This window comes from Citrobacter sp. Cu233 (genome assembly GCF_030332225.1).
In the GTDB taxonomy this organism is placed as follows: Bacteria; Pseudomonadota; Gammaproteobacteria; order Enterobacterales; family Enterobacteriaceae; genus Citrobacter.
In genome coordinates, this window is record NZ_JAOWIF010000028.1 from 643,348 (window position 1) to 662,123 (window position 18,776).

At 50.4% G+C, this 18,776-nt stretch carries 20 protein-coding genes; 13 read left to right on the forward strand and 7 right to left on the reverse strand.

All coding sequences use genetic code 11. The annotated features are described in order from the left end of the window. Nucleotides 1–642, forward strand: coding sequence for a nicotinate-nucleotide adenylyltransferase (nadD, locus tag OGX95_RS03870; protein WP_286628689.1), 642 nt, complete (start codon nt 1–3; stop codon nt 640–642). On the opposite strand, the gene cobD is transcribed toward nadD, so the two are convergent. Further along, nucleotides 617–1,711, reverse strand: coding sequence for a threonine-phosphate decarboxylase CobD (gene cobD / locus OGX95_RS03875; RefSeq protein WP_286628374.1), 1,095 nt, complete (start codon nt 1,709–1,711; stop codon nt 617–619). The two genes, nadD and cobD, sit on opposite strands and share 26 nt — an antisense overlap. A gap of 96 nt (nt 1,712–1,807) precedes the next feature. On the opposite strand from cobD, the gene OGX95_RS03880 reads away from it, so the two are divergent. The 10 genes from OGX95_RS03880 (at nt 1,808) to lipA (ending at nt 11,439) form a co-directional block, all read left to right on the forward strand. Continuing rightward, entirely contained in the window at nt 1,808–2,419 is a 612-nt protein-coding gene (locus tag OGX95_RS03880) for an adenosylcobalamin/alpha-ribazole phosphatase (RefSeq protein ID WP_286628375.1), read from the forward strand. Nucleotides 2,420–2,674: 255 nt separating this feature from the next. Beyond that, complete coding sequence (rsfS, locus tag OGX95_RS03885) at nt 2,675–2,992, forward strand: ribosome silencing factor (protein ID WP_003022728.1); 318 nt, start codon at nt 2,675–2,677, stop codon at nt 2,990–2,992. Between the two features lie 3 nt (nt 2,993–2,995). After that, entirely contained in the window at nt 2,996–3,463 is a 468-nt protein-coding gene (gene rlmH / locus OGX95_RS03890; RefSeq protein WP_003022725.1) for a 23S rRNA (pseudouridine(1915)-N(3))-methyltransferase RlmH, read from the forward strand. Between the two features lie 30 nt (nt 3,464–3,493). After that, nucleotides 3,494–5,395 carry a peptidoglycan DD-transpeptidase MrdA gene (mrdA, locus tag OGX95_RS03895; protein ID WP_286628376.1) on the forward strand — a complete coding sequence of 634 codons (1,902 nt, stop codon included), beginning with the start codon at nt 3,494–3,496 and terminating at the stop codon, nt 5,393–5,395. A gap of 2 nt (nt 5,396–5,397) precedes the next feature. Beyond that, entirely contained in the window at nt 5,398–6,510 is a 1,113-nt protein-coding gene (mrdB, locus tag OGX95_RS03900) for a peptidoglycan glycosyltransferase MrdB (RefSeq protein ID WP_003022718.1), read from the forward strand. 10 nt (nt 6,511–6,520) lie between these two features. Continuing rightward, nucleotides 6,521–7,624: an endolytic peptidoglycan transglycosylase RlpA gene (rlpA, locus tag OGX95_RS03905; RefSeq protein WP_286628377.1), complete on the forward strand. Its 1,104-nt coding sequence runs from the start codon at nt 6,521–6,523 to the stop codon at nt 7,622–7,624. A 143-nt stretch (nt 7,625–7,767) separates the two neighbouring features. Next, entirely contained in the window at nt 7,768–8,979 is a 1,212-nt protein-coding gene (dacA, locus tag OGX95_RS03910; RefSeq protein WP_137384513.1) for a D-alanyl-D-alanine carboxypeptidase DacA, read from the forward strand. Nucleotides 8,980–9,085: 106 nt separating this feature from the next. Next, entirely contained in the window at nt 9,086–9,349 is a 264-nt protein-coding gene (gene ybeD / locus OGX95_RS03915) for a DUF493 family protein YbeD (protein ID WP_000850547.1), read from the forward strand. Nucleotides 9,350–9,625: 276 nt separating this feature from the next. Continuing rightward, a complete protein-coding gene (gene lipB, locus OGX95_RS03920; RefSeq protein WP_286628378.1) occupies nt 9,626–10,267 on the forward strand; it encodes a lipoyl(octanoyl) transferase LipB in 642 nt (213 codons plus the stop codon). A 206-nt stretch (nt 10,268–10,473) separates the two neighbouring features. Then, entirely contained in the window at nt 10,474–11,439 is a 966-nt protein-coding gene (gene lipA, locus OGX95_RS03925) for a lipoyl synthase (protein ID WP_003022702.1), read from the forward strand. Between the two features lie 97 nt (nt 11,440–11,536). Here the strand turns inward: lipA and tatE are convergent, their stop codons facing one another. Continuing rightward, entirely contained in the window at nt 11,537–11,740 is a 204-nt protein-coding gene (gene tatE / locus OGX95_RS03930) for a twin-arginine translocase subunit TatE (RefSeq protein ID WP_048212302.1), read from the reverse strand. A 128-nt stretch (nt 11,741–11,868) separates the two neighbouring features. After that, a complete protein-coding gene (locus OGX95_RS03935) occupies nt 11,869–12,657 on the reverse strand; it encodes a deaminated glutathione amidase (protein WP_286628379.1) in 789 nt (262 codons plus the stop codon). A gap of 90 nt (nt 12,658–12,747) precedes the next feature. On the opposite strand from OGX95_RS03935, the gene crcB reads away from it, so the two are divergent. Then, nucleotides 12,748–13,131: a fluoride efflux transporter CrcB gene (crcB, locus tag OGX95_RS03940; protein ID WP_043015566.1), complete on the forward strand. Its 384-nt coding sequence runs from the start codon at nt 12,748–12,750 to the stop codon at nt 13,129–13,131. A 51-nt stretch (nt 13,132–13,182) separates the two neighbouring features. On the opposite strand, the gene cspE is transcribed toward crcB, so the two are convergent. Both cspE and pagP read right to left on the reverse strand, forming a co-directional pair. After that, complete coding sequence (gene cspE / locus OGX95_RS03945) at nt 13,183–13,392, reverse strand: transcription antiterminator/RNA stability regulator CspE (RefSeq protein WP_000034825.1); 210 nt, start codon at nt 13,390–13,392, stop codon at nt 13,183–13,185. Nucleotides 13,393–13,581: 189 nt separating this feature from the next. Further along, complete coding sequence (gene pagP / locus OGX95_RS03950) at nt 13,582–14,145, reverse strand: lipid IV(A) palmitoyltransferase PagP (RefSeq protein WP_353655417.1); 564 nt, start codon at nt 14,143–14,145, stop codon at nt 13,582–13,584. 459 nt (nt 14,146–14,604) lie between these two features. Here pagP and dcuC point away from each other — a divergent pair, with 459 nt between their 5' ends. Then, entirely contained in the window at nt 14,605–15,987 is a 1,383-nt protein-coding gene (dcuC, locus tag OGX95_RS03955) for an anaerobic C4-dicarboxylate transporter DcuC (protein WP_137384517.1), read from the forward strand. Between the two features lie 149 nt (nt 15,988–16,136). On the opposite strand, the gene dpiA is transcribed toward dcuC, so the two are convergent. Both dpiA and dpiB read right to left on the reverse strand, forming a co-directional pair. Next, on the reverse strand, nt 16,137–16,817 hold the full coding sequence (dpiA, locus tag OGX95_RS03960; RefSeq protein ID WP_271442590.1) for a two-component response regulator DpiA: 681 nt from the start codon (nt 16,815–16,817) through the stop codon (nt 16,137–16,139). Next, entirely contained in the window at nt 16,786–18,447 is a 1,662-nt protein-coding gene (gene dpiB / locus OGX95_RS03965; protein ID WP_286628380.1) for a sensor histidine kinase DpiB, read from the reverse strand. Before dpiB ends, dpiA begins: the two co-directional genes overlap by 32 nt. Nucleotides 18,448–18,776: the final 329 nt, after the last annotated feature.

Sequence of the window (18,776 nt, forward strand, 5' to 3'; positions counted from 1 at the left end):
ATGAAATCATTGCAGGCTCTGTTCGGCGGCACCTTTGATCCGGTGCATTATGGTCATCTGAAACCCGTTGAAATTCTGGCTAATCTGATTGGCCTGTCTCGGGTCATTGTCATGCCCAATAACGTACCACCGCATCGTGCGCAACCGGAAGCCTCCAGCGCACAGCGTAAACATATGCTTGAACTGGCCATTGCCGACAAACCGTTATTTTCACTGGATGAGCGTGAGCTAAAACGCGATACCGCCTCGTACACCGCACAAACGCTGCAAGAGTGGCGCGTGGAACAAGGCCCGGATGCACCGCTGGCATTCATTATTGGTCAGGATTCACTGCTCACCTTTCCTTCCTGGCATGATTACGACACGATTCTGGATAACACCCATCTTATCGTGTGTCGACGACCGGGTTATCCCCTTGAGATGGAACAGGAACAGCACCAGCAGTGGTTGGAAAATCATCTGACCCATACGGCAGATGATCTACACAACCTGCCAGCAGGCAAGATTTACCTTGCCGAAACGCCCTGGTTCAATATCTCCGCCACGCTTATCCGCGAACGTCTGGAAAAAGGCGAGCCGTGCGACGACTTACTGCCACGCGCCGTGCTCGACTATATCAACCAGCAGGGTTTGTACCGCTAAGCGTGTTGTTTAATGCCACCAGCAGGCGATCATTTTCCTCCTGACTGCGAACAGCAACCCGGTAATAGCGCACATCCAACCCAGGGTAATTGGCACAACTACGGATCAAAACATGTTGTTCCAGCAATGATTTTTGCAAATCGATACCCGGTCGATCACAGCGTAACAGCCGATAGTTAGCCCGACCGGGATAGACTGTCAGGCCGGGCAGTATTTGCAATTGTTGATCAAATCGCCGTCCCTCCTGCGCTAGCCACTTCCACGTTGCCTGCTGATACGCGCTATCGCTGAGAATCATCTCTCCCGCCAGCGCGGCAAATGCGTTAATTGACCACGGCATTTGTCGGCTGCGCATTCGCGCTACGGCCTGTTCGTCGCTATTGACCAGATAACCCAGTCGCAACCCCGGTATCGCATAAAACTTGGTTAGCGAGCGAAGAACCCAAATGTGCGGATTCTCTTGTAGCAGCGGAATAAAACCTTCTTCCCCGGCAATAAAATCGATAAAGGCTTCATCCAGAATCAAGGTAATCCCCAATTCAGCGCAGCGCGTTGCTATCGCAGCAAGCAGACGATCATCGGGCAATAGCCCTGTAGGGTTGTTGGGCGTACAGAGAAAAAGGCAGTCCAGTTGTGGCGTTAACACATCAATGATCGTGGCGCTGAGCTGCCAGCCATCCTCCTCGCGCAGCGCAAATTCATGGATTGCACATTCTCCCCATTCCAGCGCCCGGCGGTATTCAGCAAATCCGGGGACGACAATCATCGCATGACGCGGCTTGAGCCCATTAACCAGGGTGAAAATAGATTCTGTTTCGCCATTCCCCGCGAGGATCCACGAAACAGGTACCTGATGATGCTGTGCCAGTGCCGCATGCAACTGGGTGTAGTCAACATCCGGGTAGCGTTCAGCCCTGTCCAGATTGTCGATAAGCGCGCATTTTAAGTTTTCGGGCATACCCAGCGGGTTAATATTCGCGCTAAAATCCAGCAATTGCTCAGGCGGGATGCCCAACAATGCGGCGGCTTCTCGGGTATTACCGCCGTGCGCGCTCTTCAATAAAGACATCGTGCCGCTCCAGTTAAAAAAAGGTATTTTATTGAAAAATCTCTGCGCAATCAGGGCCAACATCATGTTTTATGCGAATAGCCTCACGAGGAAGAAATGAGACTCTGGTTAGTACGTCACGGAGAAACCGAAGCCAATGTCGCCGGGTTATACAGCGGCCATGCCCCCACACCGCTAACGGAACGGGGGATTGCTCAGGCACAATCACTGAGTGGACTGTTACGCAATGTCCCTTTCGACAACGTTCTGTGCAGCGAACTCGAACGAGCCCGCCATACAACCCAACTGATTCTGGCGGAACGCGAGGTTCCTGTGCGTGTCATGCCTGAACTTAATGAGATGTTCTTTGGCGACTGGGAAATGCGCCATCATCGCGATCTGGCGCGTGAAGACGCTGAAAATTATGCCGTATGGTGTAACGACTGGCAGAATGCAACCCCAACCAACGGTGAAGGATTCCAGGCATTTTCACAACGTATTGAACGTTTCATTGCCCAACTTGCTGATTATAAAAATGTGCAGAACCTGCTGGTGGTCAGCCACCAGGGCGTACTCAGCGTGCTGATCGCCCGACTGCTGTCAATGCCGGCAGCATCAATGTGGCATTTCCGCGTTGAGCAGGGTTGCTGGAGCGCGATTGATTTCTGTGATGATTTTGCGGTTCTGAAAGTTCTCAATAGTCGCGCCGTGTGGCACGAGGGTGAGTGAATGCACTGTTTTTTCTGCCGAAGGGCCTCTCTCCCATTGACACCCTATGACAGGCTGCTATTCTCCGCAACCTGACTTTCCCCGCCTTTCAGAGCTTTGCAGAAATTGTTTTACAAAAATGGCGATGCATTCTGTTGCGCGGGGTGGGATGATAGCGCACTTCAAAAGCGCTTTCGGAGACATTTGTCCCGATATCGCCTCTGGTTCAGGTATACTAACAGACGTTTTTAACTCTTTTTCACCCAGGGGGAACACTTGCAGGGTAAAGCACTCCAGGATTTTGTAATCGACAAAATTGATGACCTGAAAGGTCAAGACATCATCGCCTTAGATGTTCAGGGCAAATCCAGTATCACTGATTGCATGATTATCTGCACCGGCACGTCCAGCCGCCATGTCATGTCTATCGCCGATCACGTTGTTCAGGAATCTCGCACCGCCGGTCTGCTGCCGCTTGGCGTAGAAGGCGAAAACGTCGCTGACTGGATCGTTGTCGATCTTGGCGACGTGATTGTCCACGTTATGCAGGAAGAGAGCCGTCGCCTGTATGAACTGGAAAAACTCTGGAGTTAATGCGTGAAGCTGCAACTTGTCGCCGTGGGTACGAAGATGCCTGACTGGGTGCAAACCGGTTTTACGGAGTACCTGCGTCGGTTTCCAAAAGACATGCCCTTTGAGCTGATTGAAATCCCGGCAGGAAAACGCGGCAAGAACGCGGACATTAAGCGCATTCTCGACAAAGAGGGTGAACAGATGCTGGCCGCCGCAGGCAAAAACCGCATCGTCACCCTTGATATTCCAGGGAAACCCTGGGACACACCACAGCTGGCGACCGAACTGGAACGCTGGAAACTGGATGGTCGTGACGTCAGTCTGTTGATTGGCGGACCCGAAGGGCTGTCCCCCGCCTGTAAAGCGGCAGCGGAGCAAAGCTGGTCACTCTCTGCGTTAACCCTTCCCCACCCTCTTGTTCGGGTGTTGGTCGCAGAGAGTCTGTACAGGGCGTGGAGCATTACCACCAACCATCCTTATCACCGTGAGTGATCATTGATTCTTGAGTAGATTAAGCAGCGGATGAAACTACAGAATTCTTTTCGCGACTATACGGCTGAGTCCGCGCTGTTTGTGCGCCGGGCGCTGGTCGCTTTTTTGGGGATTTTGCTGCTCACTGGCGTGCTAATCGCCAATCTTTATAATCTGCAAATCGTTCGTTTTACTGACTATCAGACCCGTTCGAACGAGAACCGCATCAAACTGGTGCCTATCGCCCCCAGCCGCGGCATCATTTATGACCGCAACGGAATTCCTCTCGCCCTTAACCGCACTATTTATCAGATAGAAATGATGCCGGAGAAGGTCGACAATATTCAGGATACCCTCGACGCGCTACGCAACGTCGTGGATCTGAGCGATGACGATATTGCAGCCTTTAAAAAAGAGCGTGCCCGCTCGCACCGCTTCACCTCGATCCCGGTAAAAACCAACCTGACTGAAGTTCAGGTCGCACGCTTTGCCGTGAATCAGTATCGTTTCCCCGGCGTCGAGGTCAAAGGCTATAAACGCCGCTATTATCCGTACGGTTCTGCACTGACCCACGTGATTGGTTACGTATCGAAGATCAACGATAAAGACGTTGAACGTCTGGATAAAGACGGCAAGCTGGCCAACTATGCAGCCACACATGACATCGGCAAGCTGGGTATCGAGCGCTATTACGAGGACGTACTTCATGGTCAAACAGGTTATGAAGAGGTTGAAGTCAATAACCGTGGCCGCGTAATTCGACAGCTCAAAGAAGTCGCCCCGCAGGCCGGGCACGATATCTATCTGACGCTTGATTTAAAACTCCAGCAATACATTGAAACGCTACTGGCAGGTAGCCGTGCCGCCGTCGTGGTCACAGACCCACGTACTGGCGGTGTCCTGGCACTGGTATCTATGCCCAGCTACGATCCGAACCTGTTCGTGGACGGCATCTCCAGCAAAGATTATTCCGGGTTACTCAATGACCCCAATACCCCTCTGGTTAACCGCGCCACGCAAGGTGTTTACCCTCCGGCGTCCACGGTTAAACCTTATGTTGCGGTCTCTGCGTTAAGCGCAGGTGTTATTACCCGCAATACCGGGCTATTCGATCCGGGTTGGTGGCAATTACCCGGTTCAGAGAAACGTTACCGCGACTGGAAAAAATGGGGACACGGTCATCTGAACATCACCCGTTCTCTGGAAGAGTCCGCTGATACGTTTTTCTATCAAATCGCCTATGATATGGGGATTGACCGTCTTTCTGAGTGGATGAGCAAGTTTGGTTACGGTCATTATACGGGCATCGATCTCGCTGAAGAGCGCGCGGGTAACATGCCAACCCGCGAGTGGAAGCAAAAACGGTTTAAAAAGCCCTGGTACCAGGGTGATACAATCCCTGTCGGTATCGGTCAGGGCTACTGGACAGCAACACCTATCCAGATGAGTAAGGCGCTGATGATCCTCATCAACGACGGCATGGTGAAAGTCCCGCATCTGCTGATGAGCACAGCGGAAAACGGCAAGCAAGTGCCGTGGATACAGCCGCATGAGCCTCCTGTCGGTGACATTCATTCTGGCTACTGGGAAATCGCCAAAGACGGTATGTACGGTGTAGCGAATCGCCCTAATGGGACTGCGCACAAGTATTTTGCTGGCGCCCCCTACAAAATTGCGGCGAAATCCGGTACCGCGCAGGTATTTGGCCTGAAAGCCAATGAAACCTATAACGCACATAAGATCGCCGAACGTTTACGCGACCACAAACTGATGACTGCATTCGCGCCCTATGACAAACCCGAGGTCGCCGTCGCGATGATCCTCGAAAACGGTGGGGCCGGTCCGGCGGTAGGTACACTCATGCGCCAGATCCTTGACCACATTATGTTGGGCGACAATAACACCAATCTGCCTGCTGAAAACCCGGCGGTTGCAGCAGGTGAGGACCAATAATCGTGACGGATAATCCGAACAAAAAGACATTCTGGGACAAAATTCATATCGATCCCACAATGTTACTTATCTTGCTGGCTCTGCTGGTATACAGCTCGCTGGTCATCTGGAGCGCCAGCGGCCAGGATATTGGCATGATGGAACGTAAGGTAGGCCAGATCGCTATGGGGCTGGTCATCATGGTGGTGATGGCGCAAATTCCCCCCAGAGTCTATGAAGGTTGGGCACCGTACCTCTATATCTTCTGTATCATCCTGTTGGTTGCTGTCGATGCCTTCGGCGCCATTTCCAAAGGCGCACAACGTTGGTTGGATTTGGGAATCGTGCGTTTTCAGCCCTCGGAAATTGCCAAGATAGCCGTCCCGCTGATGGTGGCGCGCTTTATCAACCGCGATGTCTGCCCACCTTCGCTGAAGAATACGGCTATTGCGCTGGTGCTCATTTTTATGCCCACGCTGCTGGTTGCCGCGCAGCCTGACCTTGGAACCTCAATCCTGGTTGCTCTTTCCGGCCTGTTTGTCTTGTTTCTCTCTGGCCTGAGCTGGCGTTTAATCGGCGTTGCTGTGGTTCTGGTGGCCGCATTTATTCCAATATTGTGGTTCTTCCTGATGCATGATTACCAGCGACAACGCGTGATGATGCTTCTCGACCCGGAAACCGATCCACTGGGCGCGGGCTATCACATTATTCAGTCTAAAATTGCTATTGGTTCAGGTGGGCTACGCGGCAAAGGCTGGTTGCATGGTACGCAGTCGCAGTTGGAGTTTTTGCCCGAACGTCATACTGACTTTATCTTTGCAGTACTGGCGGAAGAGCTGGGTCTGGTTGGGATTTTAATCCTGCTTGCCCTGTACATTTTGCTGATAATGCGCGGATTGTGGATTGCCGCCCACGCGCAAACAACCTTTGGTCGCGTCATGGCCGGTGGTTTAATGTTGATATTATTCGTTTATGTCTTCGTAAATATTGGTATGGTGAGCGGTATTCTGCCTGTAGTTGGGGTTCCACTCCCACTGGTCAGTTACGGAGGCTCTGCACTGATCGTGCTGATGGCCGGGTTCGGGATTGTCATGTCGATCCACACCCATAGAAAAATGTTGTCGAAAAGCGTGTAAGGGGTACGCAATGCGTAAGCAGTGGATTGGAATCTGCATCGCAGCAGGAATGCTCGCGGCGTGTTCAAGTGATGATGGTCAGCAGCAGGCTGCCGTCGCGCCGCAGCCTGCGGTGTGTAATGGTCCGATTGTTGAAATCAGCGGGGCCGATCCGCGCTTTGAACCCCTGAACCCAACGGCGAATCAGGACTATCAGCGTGACGGTAAGAGCTACAAGATAGTCCAGGATCCCTCCCGCTTTAGCCAGGCTGGACTGGCCGCCATTTACGATGCGGAGCCAGGAAGTAATTTAACCGCCTCAGGTGAAGCGTTCGACCCGATGCAGCTGACCGCTGCGCATCCGACACTCCCCATTCCAAGCTATGCCAGAATTACTAACCTGGCAAACGGTCGAATGATCGTCGTACGCATTAACGATCGTGGGCCATATGGCAACGATCGCGTCATTTCGCTGTCGCGAGCAGCAGCCGATCGTCTGAACACATCTAACAACACGAAAGTGCGTATCGATCCTATCATTGTCGCACAGGATGGCTCTCTGTCCGGCCCAGGTATGGCCTGTACGACAGTGGCCAAACAAACCTATGCCCTGCCCTCTCGCCCTGATTTAAGCGGTGGCGGCAGCATGCCTGCTACACCGGATGCGGGTCAGCCACAAGGTGATATCCGCCCGATCAGCAATTCCACGCTGAAAAGCGATGACCCTACCGGAGCACCAGTAAACAGCGGTGGTTTCCTCGGCGCACCTACCACGCTCGCTTCCGGCGTGCTTGAAGGTAGCGAACCGACGCCTGCGCCACAACCGGCCGCCCCAGTTACTGCACCAGCCACAACACCGACTGTCGCAGCAGCACCGGCCGCTGCCGTTGCCACTCCGGCAGCCGCAGCCAACGGTCGTTACGTCGTTCAGGTTGGTGCGGTAAGTGAACAGGCTCGTGCACAGCAGTATCAAAAGCGTTTAAGTCAGCAGTTTGGCGTTCCGGGCAGGGTAGTGCAAAACGGCGCCGTTTGGCGTATTCAGATGGGGCCATTCGCCAGCAAAGCTGAAGCCTCCACACTGCAACAGCGTCTTCAATCCGAGGCGCAATTACAGTCCTTCATCACCGGCGTGTAATAACGTAAACCCGGCATCTAAGTTGTCAGTTTCTGTAAACGACATTAACAAAGTCACGCGGAAAGTCAGATGCCTGTGAGTTATGCATTTGCTATAGTAGGGCACTTTTTTTTAATTTCACCACGGACGTCGTAGTTCAGACCATGAAGACCACTTTTTCCGCTCGTTTCGTGCAGCGCATGGCGCTCACCGCGGCTCTCTGCGCAGCCTCTCTTTCTGCTGCCCATGCAGATGACCTGAATATTAAAACCATGATCCCGGGTGTTCCGCAGATCGATGCGGAGTCGTATATCCTGATTGACTACAATTCAGGCAAAGTTCTGGCAGAACAGAATGCGGACTCTCGCCGCGATCCCGCCAGCCTGACCAAAATGATGACCAGCTACGTCATCGGACAGGCAATGAAAGCAGGGAAATTCAAAGAAACCGATTTGGTCACCGTCGGCAACGACGCCTGGGCTACGGGAAACCCTGTCTTTAAAGGTTCGTCCCTGATGTTCCTCAAGCCGGGCATGCAGGTGCCAGTATCGCAGCTAATCCGTGGTATCAACCTGCAATCCGGTAACGATGCCTGTGTGGCAATGGCAGACTTTTCTGCCGGAAGTCAGGATGCTTTCGTCGGCCTGATGAACAGCTATGTTAATGCGCTGGGGCTGAAAAACACCCACTTCCAGACCGTACATGGCCTGGATGCGGAAGGCCAGTACAGCTCAGCCCGCGATATGGCGCTGATTGGTCAGGCTCTGATCCGCGATGTACCTAACGAATACTCTATCTATAAAGAAAAAGAGTTCACCTTTAACGGCATCCGCCAGCTCAACCGTAACGGTCTGCTGTGGGATAACAGCCTGAATGTTGACGGTATCAAAACCGGCCATACTGACAAAGCGGGTTATAACCTTGTTGCCTCCGCGACGGAAGGTCAGATGCGTCTGATCTCAGCCGTGATGGGGGGTCGCACCTATAAAGGTCGTGAAACCGAAAGTAAAAAGCTGCTGACCTGGGGCTTCCGTTTCTTTGAAACCGTAAACCCGTTGAAAGTCGGCAAAGAGTTTGCCTCAGAGCCCGCCTGGTTTGGTAATACCGATCGTGCGTCGTTAGGTGTCGATAAAGATGTCTACCTGACTATTCCACGCGGCCGCATGAAAGATCTGAAAGCCAGCTATGTTCTGAACACCACGGAACTGCATGCTCCGCTGCAGAAAAACCAGGTTGTCGGCACCATCAACTTCCAGCTTGATGGCAAAACCATTGAGCAGCGTCCACTGGTGGTTCTGCAGGAAATCCCGGAAGGCAACTTCTTTGGTAAAATCATTGATTATATTAAATTAATGTTCCATCACTGGTTTGGCTAAAAATTGAACACTTGAAAGTGTGATTTACGTCCCCATATACTAAGTATCCAGATAACTCCCACGCTCTGTGGGAGTTATTATTTTTTGATGTAACGCCGGAGCTGACATGAAAACCAAACTTAACGAACTGCTTGAATTCCCTACTCCATTTACTTACAAAGTAATGGGGCAGGCGTTGCCTGAGCTGGTTGATCAGGTGGTTGAAGTGGTACAGCGCCATGCGCCAGGTGATTACTCCCCAACGGTAAAACCGAGCAGCAAAGGCAATTACCACTCGGTCTCAATCACTATTAATGCGACACACATTGAGCAGGTTGAAACGCTGTACGAAGAATTAGGTAATATCGATATCGTACGTATGGTGCTGTAAAAACCTGTCGGTTACCCGCTGCATTCTCGCTCGGGTAACCCCTCTCCCGCTGTGATATACTTTTCCCCTATTTTACATTCTCTACTGTATGGATTTCGAGCAGCAGCAAGGCGGCGACGCAGCGAATCTCCAGGAGCTTACAGAAGCAAGTGACCGGAGTGAGTGAGGCAAACTGGTGCAGCCAGTCTGAACAGCGCTTACGCTGACCCCGAAGGGGTGAGTAAAGCCAACGCTGTTGCAGCTTGAAAGACGACGAGTATCTACGGAGATGCCGTTTTGTACCAGGATAAAATTCTTGTCCGCCAGCTCGGTCTTCAGCCCTACGAGCCAGTCTCTCTGGCCATGCACGAATTCACCGATACCCGCGATGAAAACAGCCATGATGAAATCTGGCTGGTAGAGCATTACCCTGTCTTTACCCAGGGTCAGGCAGGTAAAGCAGAGCACGTACTGATGCCCGGTGATATTCCCGTTATCCAGAGCGATCGGGGCGGCCAGGTGACATACCACGGACCGGGTCAGCAGGTTATGTATGTTCTGTTGAACCTCAAACGCCGCAAACTGGGCGTACGTGAACTGGTAACACTGCTGGAACAAACCGTGGTGAATACGCTTGCGGAGATAGGTATTGAGGCCCATCCGCGCGCTGATGCGCCGGGAGTATATGTCGGCGAAAAAAAAATCTGCTCATTAGGGCTACGTATCCGTAGAGGCTGCTCGTTTCACGGCTTAGCGCTCAACGTAGATATGGATCTATCGCCTTTCCTGCGCATCAACCCCTGTGGTTATGCCGGAATGGAAATGGCAAAAGTCTCGCAGTGGGACAGTACGGCAACAACCGAGAGCGTTCGCCCTCGTCTGCTGGCTAACATTTTAGCGCTGTTGGGCAATCCCCCCCACGCGTACATTGAAGACTGAAAAACAGGTTATAGTTTGCCGCAGCATATGTTGTGGCAAATGGCACAAAACAACAACTATTTTACATTTTGCCAGCCTGTCAGGCTGCTTTCTGGCCCGTTTCAATGATATACTGCGTACCACTAATTCAAAAATAGTTGATAAATGCAACATTCCCTTGAATTGAAACGCTTTCCTTCGTAATTCGCAACTGGAACACGCAAGCTATGAGTAAACCCATTGTGATGGAACGCGGTGTTAAATACCGCGATGCCGATAAGATGGCTCTTATCCCGGTAAAAAATGTAGCAACAGAGCGCGAAGCCCTGCTGCGTAAACCGGAATGGATGAAAATAAAACTGCCAGCGGACTCCACTCGCATCCAGGGTATCAAAGCAGCGATGCGCAAAAATGGCCTGCACTCTGTCTGCGAAGAAGCGTCCTGCCCTAACCTGGCAGAATGTTTCAACCACGGGACCGCGACCTTTATGATCCTCGGCGCAATCTGTACCCGCCGCTGCCCATTCTGTGACGTTGCCCATGGTCGCCCGGTTGCCCCTGATGCTAACGAACCGTTAAAGCTGGCTCAGACGATTGCGGACATGGCGCTGCGCTATGTCGTCATCACCTCCGTTGACCGCGACGATCTCCGCGACGGTGGCGCTCAGCATTTCGCTGATTGTATCACCGCAATCCGCGAGAAAAGCCCGTCGATTAAAATCGAAACGCTGGTACCTGACTTCCGTGGCCGTATGGATCGTGCGCTGGATATCCTCACAGCCACCCCACCAGACGTGTTTAACCATAACCTCGAGAACGTTCCGCGTATTTACCGCAACGTACGCCCTGGGGCTGATTACAACTGGTCACTGAAGCTTCTGGAACGTTTCAAGGAAGCGCATCCTGAAATCCCAACCAAATCCGGTCTGATGGTGGGTCTGGGCGAAACCAATGCTGAAATCATTGAGGTTATGCGCGATCTGCGCAGTCACGGCGTGACAATGCTGACGCTGGGCCAGTATTTACAACCCAGCCGTCACCATCTGCCGGTTCAGCGCTACGTAAGCCCGGACGAGTTTGATGAAATGAAGGCTGAAGCCATGGCAATGGGCTTTACCCATGCAGCCTGTGGCCCATTTGTTCGTTCTTCTTACCATGCGGACATGCAGGCGAAAGGGTTGGAAGTGAAGTGATCGTGTAATACTCACTTACATTTCAGCAATAAAAAAACCGGCAATTGCCGGTTTTTTTTCATGCAGAGTATGCAGTATGAGCATCGTGCTCCTGACATTACTCTTTATGGGAAAGCTTCTCTGTCTGAACGCTACCGTCAGCATCTTTCTTAGCATCGGCATTATCATCGTTCATCGCTTTCTTGAAGCCTTTAATTGCCGTTCCCAGGTCTCCACCCAGTGTACGTAACTTCTTGGTACCAAACAGCAGAACGACCAGTGCGGCAACCACCAGCAGTTTGGTAATACTAATCTCACCCATAGATACCTTCTTAACTTAAACCAGGCTGCATAAAGCGCCATATTAACCTGAGAATATTAACGGCCTTTCGACGCGCGCACACAATAGCAATCTGTAACAAGGTGAATCAAGCCTTGTTTAAAAAAACGTCATAATAATTGCGGTGGCGCAAAGCGGCGGTTACGTAACACCGGAAGTTGCGCCCTGACCTGCCTCACCCGCTCAGCCGAAACCTCCGTCATTATCAGCGCGGGCGTTTCCGCCGCAGCGGCAATCGTCACGCCAAACGGATCGATAACCCGGCTTTGACCGATATTCTTGTTACCACACTCCCCTGCTGCAACCACATAACAGGTCGCATCGAGGGCCCTTGCCGCCAGCAGTGTTGTCCAATGATGCTCTTTCAGCGAACCACGAACCCAGGCAGCCGGTAAGACCAGGATTTCAGCCCCCTGTAACGCGAGCGCCAATGCCAGTTCAGGAAAGCGCAGGTCATAGCAGGTCATTAACCCTACCTTTAATCCGTCTACGTCCAGCAATGGCGCTACAGCCTCACCTGCATCGACATTCCGCGACTCCTGAATCGAAAAGGCATCATAGAGATGTAATTTTGCGTAGTGGGCAACAACCCGGCCTCCGCGTAGCGCAACCAGCATGTTCAACGCCCGGCCAGGCACAGAGGGAACATGAATCGTCAGAATCGTCGTCATCTCGTTTTGCGCGCTCTCTCGCTGTAGCCGCGTCAAAAAACCGCCCTCCAGTAGCTGAGCCGACTTCACCGATAGATCGGGGTCGAGATCGTCACGGGCCAACAGCGCTTCCGGCAAGACCAACAGAGATACTCCTTCTCCTGCGGCCTGAGACATTAACTGGACACACGTTTCCGCATTTTTTTCCCACGAGGGACCCACGGCAAATTGCCCTGCTGCAACAAACATATTCCCTCCAGAAAAATTGGTTAAGCTCGCCAACAGCGATTATTCGGCGTTACACTCACGCTATATACAATCAAATAGCAGGATTACGCAGTGTTACAACTCCTTTTAGCAGTTTTTATCGGTGGCGGTACAGGAAGCGTAGCAAGATGGATGTTAAGCATGCGGTTCAATCCGCTACATCAGGCCATCCCATTCGGTACGCTGGCAGCAAATCTGATTGGCGCGTTTATCATTGGCATGGGGCTGGCGTGGTTTAACCGCATGACAAACATTGATCCCATGTGGAAAGTGCTCATTACCACCGGTTTCTGCGGGGGATTGACGACGTTTTCAACCTTCTCGGCAGAAGTGGTATTTTTGCTGCAGGAAGGACGCTTTGGTTGGGCAATGGTGAATGTGCTGGTTAACCTGTTGGGGTCATTTGCGATGACGGCTCTGGCGTTCTGGCTGGTTTCAGCCTCTCCTGCACACTAAACGAAAAAAAACCCGCAATTAAGCGGGTTTTGAATTCTTGCTGTCGTATGCTTACAGAGCGATTACGTTTGCAGCAGAAGGGCCTTTGGCACCGTTAGTGATTTCGAACTCTACGCGCTGACCTTCAGCCAGAGTTTTAAAACCATTGGTCTGGATTGCAGAGAAGTGTACGAACACATCTTTGCTGCCATCTTCCGGAGTAATGAAACCGAATCCTTTGGACTCATTAAACCACTTAACGTTACCTTTAATCTTAGACATCAAAATTACCTTTACATGAAAAATAGACACAAATGCTGTGTCGGGTATCAGTACAACAATTGTGGTGCACTTTGTCCAGTCGAACTTTGTCAAAAAGTGATAAATGTCGCGTTATTTTTCAGACAAACAACATATATATCTGTTTTTAAACAAGTTTATAATAATCCACCTGACAATACAGGTAGTCTGTCAAAACTGGAAACGCATCCAGGCAAAGTAGACATTTCCGTTGTTATACGTACCCGGAATGTAGGTCATCTGGAACGTTGCCGGGCCATAGCCTATCGATGCCAACGGCAGGATCAATGGCACGGGAATATAGTTCCAGTTATCGCGCGCGGTGAAACCAGCTGTATAGCCCAGCCCAAGACGGAAATTATCATCGGCCAGCGGTCGCCAGGTTTTTTCCCAGCCATAGCCGCCAATCGGTTCCCACTTATTGAAGGAGTCCTTGAAGGCCATAATATAGAGCCCGTGCCAATTACCTTTATCATCCCAGCGGGACTGACCAAATCCTGCCCCCCAGGGACGTTCGTTGTACCGATCGGTTTTCTCTTTATCGTAGGCAAAACGCGCATGCCAGGTAATGGCCGGCACATACAGATCATAATGTTCGGGTTGCTGCCAGGTTTCACTGACATTATCTTTAAAAGTGTCAAACCAGCCTTTATCTTCAGCGATGACCTGTGGCATAACAGCCAACTGAGTAAAAAGAAATGAAAAAATAAGGAAATAGCGTTTTGCGACAATCACAACTTAATTACCATTTTGGAATCTCATATTTATTGTAGCAAATACATCCTAAATTTTAGCTTAACGAAATGGGCAAATATAAAAATAAGAATATTCTCTATGGATGAATTTCAGATTATTTCCATATATTTAATGAGGTTTATAAAAATGACTGTTATTTTCTTAATATCAGTAAATTGTTCTTTCCGCATGCAATGGTTAACAAAATAAACAACAACTTAACAATTAAATAACAATGCAATATCAAATAGCACACAACCACAGACTACTTCACACTTTTTGAATGTCGCATTCCCTGTTCATCCTCGATGTTAAAAAAATGGCTATACCATTGGTTGAATCCGTATTTTTATTGATTTTAATCAGCAAAGGGCAGGTGTTTATTAGGCACATTCTCACACCGCTTTATGCTTTTTTTAGTTTTTTTACTTTCCGGGCGTCAATATGACAGGGGAAACAATGTTGACATTTATAGAACTCCTTATTGGAGTCGTTGTTATTGTGGGTGTAGCTCGCTACATCATTAAAGGTTATTCCGCGACCGGCGTATTGTTTGTCGGGGGGCTGGTTTTATTGATTATCAGCGCCCTGATGGGACATAAAGTTCTGCCCGGCAGTGCCGAAAGTACCGGCTATACTGCGACAGATATTGTTGAATATATTAAAATTTTGCTAATGAGCCGCGGCGGCGACCTTGGCATGATGATTATGATGCTGTGTGGTTTTGCTGCCTACATGACGCATATCGGCGCAAACGATATGGTCGTTAAGCTGGCCTCCAAACCCCTGCAATATATCAACTCGCCTTACATGCTAATGATTGCCGCCTATTTTGTTGCCTGCCTGATGTCACTGGCCGTCTCTTCGGCAACCGGGCTGGGCGTGCTGCTGATGGCGACACTCTTTCCAGTCATGGTTAACGTTGGGATCAGTCGTGGTGCTGCGGCGGCCATTTGCGCCTCCCCTGCCGCAATCATTCTTTCTCCCACTTCCGGAGATGTCGTGCTGGCTGCAAAAGCAGCGGAAATGCCACTGATCGACTTTGCGTTTAAAACCACGCTGCCGATTTCCATTGCCGCCATTATTGGTATGGCGATTGCCCATTACTTCTGGCAGCGCTATCTGGATAAAAAAGAGAACATCTCTCACGAAATGTTAGATGTGGCAGAAATCACCACCACAGCCCCCTCGTTTTACGCCATTCTGCCGTTTACCCCGATCGTCGGTGTACTGATTTTTGATGGTAAATGGGGCCCGCAACTGCACATCATCACGATTCTGGTGCTGTGCATGCTTATTGCCGCAGTGCTGGAGTTCATCCGCGGATTCAACACCCAGAAGGTTTTTTCAGGTCTTGAAGTCGCCTACCGTGGAATGGCAGATGCCTTTGCTAACGTCGTCATGCTATTAGTTGCAGCCGGTGTATTTGCTCAGGGTCTGAGCACCATTGGCTTTATTCAGAGTCTGATCTCTATCGCCACCTCATTTGGTTCTGCGAGTATTATTCTGATGCTGGTCCTGGTGATCCTGACCATGCTGGCCGCAATGACCACGGGCTCCGGTAACGCGCCTTTCTACGCCTTCGTTGAGATGATCCCAAAACTGGCGCACTCTTCCGGTATCAACCCTGCCTACCTTTCGATCCCAATGCTGCAGGCGTCAAACCTCGGACGCACAATCTCCCCGGTATCCGGTGTGGTTGTGGCTGTCGCTGGGATGGCGAAGATTTCACCGTTTGAAGTCGTAAAACGGACTTCTGTTCCGGTGATGGTCGGACTGCTAATTGTGATTATCGCCACTGAGGTGATGGTACCCGCGACCTCCGCCCTGATTGGCGGTTGACGATAACTTTCATTATCCGACCGTGATACACAAAATCATTTAAGCTGCATCGAGGCGGCAAGTGAAGACATCCCCAGGAGCATAGATAACTATGTGACTGGGGTTTCTTCACGCAGCCAACCAGGAGGCAGCTTAAAAGATGACGTGTATTAGCCGCCGTGGTAAATACGTTGCGGTCTACCTACCTTCCCGTGAATAATCTCCGCAATGATCAAATGGCGGCTGGCACAGTACTCCAGGTAACGTCTGGATGTTGTACGGCTGATGGTAAGCGCCTGGGCGATCGTTTCCGCAGTATGGTGCACCGTCGGGTCAGCAAACAACTTCAGTACCGCATTCAGCGTTAGCGCGTCGATCCCCGTCGGTAAATCCCCTTTCGGCTCACCGCGCGCATAGGCATTAAACATTTCATCAATCTGTTTTTGGCTGGCACTGTCATTACCTGCCAGCATTCTTCTGCGTTGCTGATACCGGGTAAGCGTCTGCCCCAGTCGCTCGTAGGCTATGGGTTTAACCAGATAATCAAACGCTCCGCTGCGTACGGCTTCTGAGACCGTATCCATATCACTGGCCGCCGTGGTAAACACCACGCCGCCAGGGTAGCGTGCCTGAGTCAGCTCGTGTAACAGAGTTATGCCCTTGCCATCCGGCAAGTAGTTATCCAGAAGAATCAGACCTGGCTTGAAGCGCTCAATCATCATCCTTGCTTGCTCAAGATTACCCGCCAGCCATATCTGGCTGAAACCGGGTATATGGCGGATATATTCAGCATGCATTTCCGCCAGTAGCGTTTCATCCTCAACGATCAACAGCGTTAATGGTTCCGTCATTGTTTTTTTTCACTTTCGGAAGAAATAAAGAAAATAAGGTACCGCAGGGATCATTATCTTCGAGCGTAATAACCCCATTACAGCGCCTCACATAACTTGCAATCAGATACAAACCGATGCCATGTTCGCCTGGTTCATCGGTACGAGTGCTCACACCCTGTTCAAATATTTTTTCGCGCAATGCTTCCGGTACGCCACAACCTTGATCGGCGACTTCGATGATCACCTCATCGCCCTCATCGCTCAGATAGAGTTCAACGACCTTGTTACCCTGCTGGGTACGCAAACTGGCTTCAAAAGCATTATCAAGCAGATTACCAACAATTGCTGCAAACTCTGTGCTATCCAATCCCTCAGGAAGCTTATGCAGTTGACTGCCAGGTACAATGGTCATTGTGAGACCCAGTTCTCGCGCACGCTGCACCTTGCCAAACAGCAGGCCCGCAACCTGACGATCGGCAAAAGCGCCGCGCAGGCTATCAATGAGTTGCTGCTGCGCCTGCGACTCTCCCTGAACCATGGCCAGCACCCGGTCATACTCTTTCATTTGTAGCAGACCATTGATGGTGGACATCCAGTTCAGGTGTTCATGACGTAGCGTTCTCAGACTTTCTACATACTGTTTGATTTGTGTTAGCTGGGCATTCAGGGTCGCAATTTCATCTTTGCTACGAAAGCTGATGATAGCCCCGAGCAGTTCGTTGCCTGAGCGGATAGCCTCGCGGTTGGCAATAACACTCAACCCATTAAAGTTAACCATCGCATCCTGACGCTTTTCCGCAATCTGCTGGGTAAAAAAGTCTGCTGGCTGAACAACGTCTGCAACCGGCTTACCCAACCACTTACGTCCAGGCGACGAAAGCCCCAGCATTTTTCTCGCGCTGCGGTTTATCGCCGTAATGCACCCTTCAGGATCAACAGCAATTAAGCCTTCGTACACTGAGCTAAACAGCGCTTCCTGCTGACGTACTACCCGCGCGATTTGTTTGGGTTCCATACCCAACATCTGGCGTCGAATATGGGCGGCAAAAAACCAGGAAAGTAACATAAGCACCAGTAACAATAGAATGAACACCCCTGCCATCGGAAGTAAGAAATCCGAGCGCCAGCTGTCGATTTTACTGATCAGGTAGCCAATTGAGACAACACCGATGATTTTACCATCATCATCAAAGATAGGGGTTTTGGCGCGCATCGCCATCCCGATAGACCCTTTACCGGTAATAAAGTAGCTTTCCCCTTTCTCCAGTGCTCCGGGTTTGGTGAACTGCATGGGGTAGCCAATTTTATCCGGATTAGGGTGATAAAGACGGATCGAGTGGGTATCACCGATAACCACATAATCAAAGTCAGTCCCGCTCTGCAACTTATCCGCTATCGTTGCCAGACGCTTGTAATCACGGTGCTTCACAGCAGTAATAATGCTGTCGTTCGAGGCGATAATTTTCGCCTGATTCATTGCCATATCACGGACATGCGTTGCCAGATAATCTTCAAAGCTGGCGGTAAAGTATTGTGCTAATGCCGCGATGATAAAAACAGAAACGACCAGAATGAGTAGAAAGATACGCAACGGAAACGCCAGGCTGCGAAAAAAAGGAAACCGTGTTTTATTTTTCTTTTCCGACATGTTTTTTCCTCACCGACGTTAACCGAAACTTATTTTTCGTTGTATTTGTAATAAAAATGTTTTATTTACAAGTCACGGCCTAAAATAGGATCGTTACAGATTCCCCACCTTAAATCAATTAAACAAATAAAAACCACATGCTATTTCCGGGTTAAATTAATTAAAAAACTTAAAACCATAAAACACATAAAAACCATCTAAGTTATTGTGAAATAAATCAAAATTTACCTCCCAAATACTCCTTACGATGTATGCAGCAGGGAAAAAAAGAAATACTCCGTAATAAAAAAACATTCCCTTCAATTGCAAACAAAACGTTATCAGGTTGC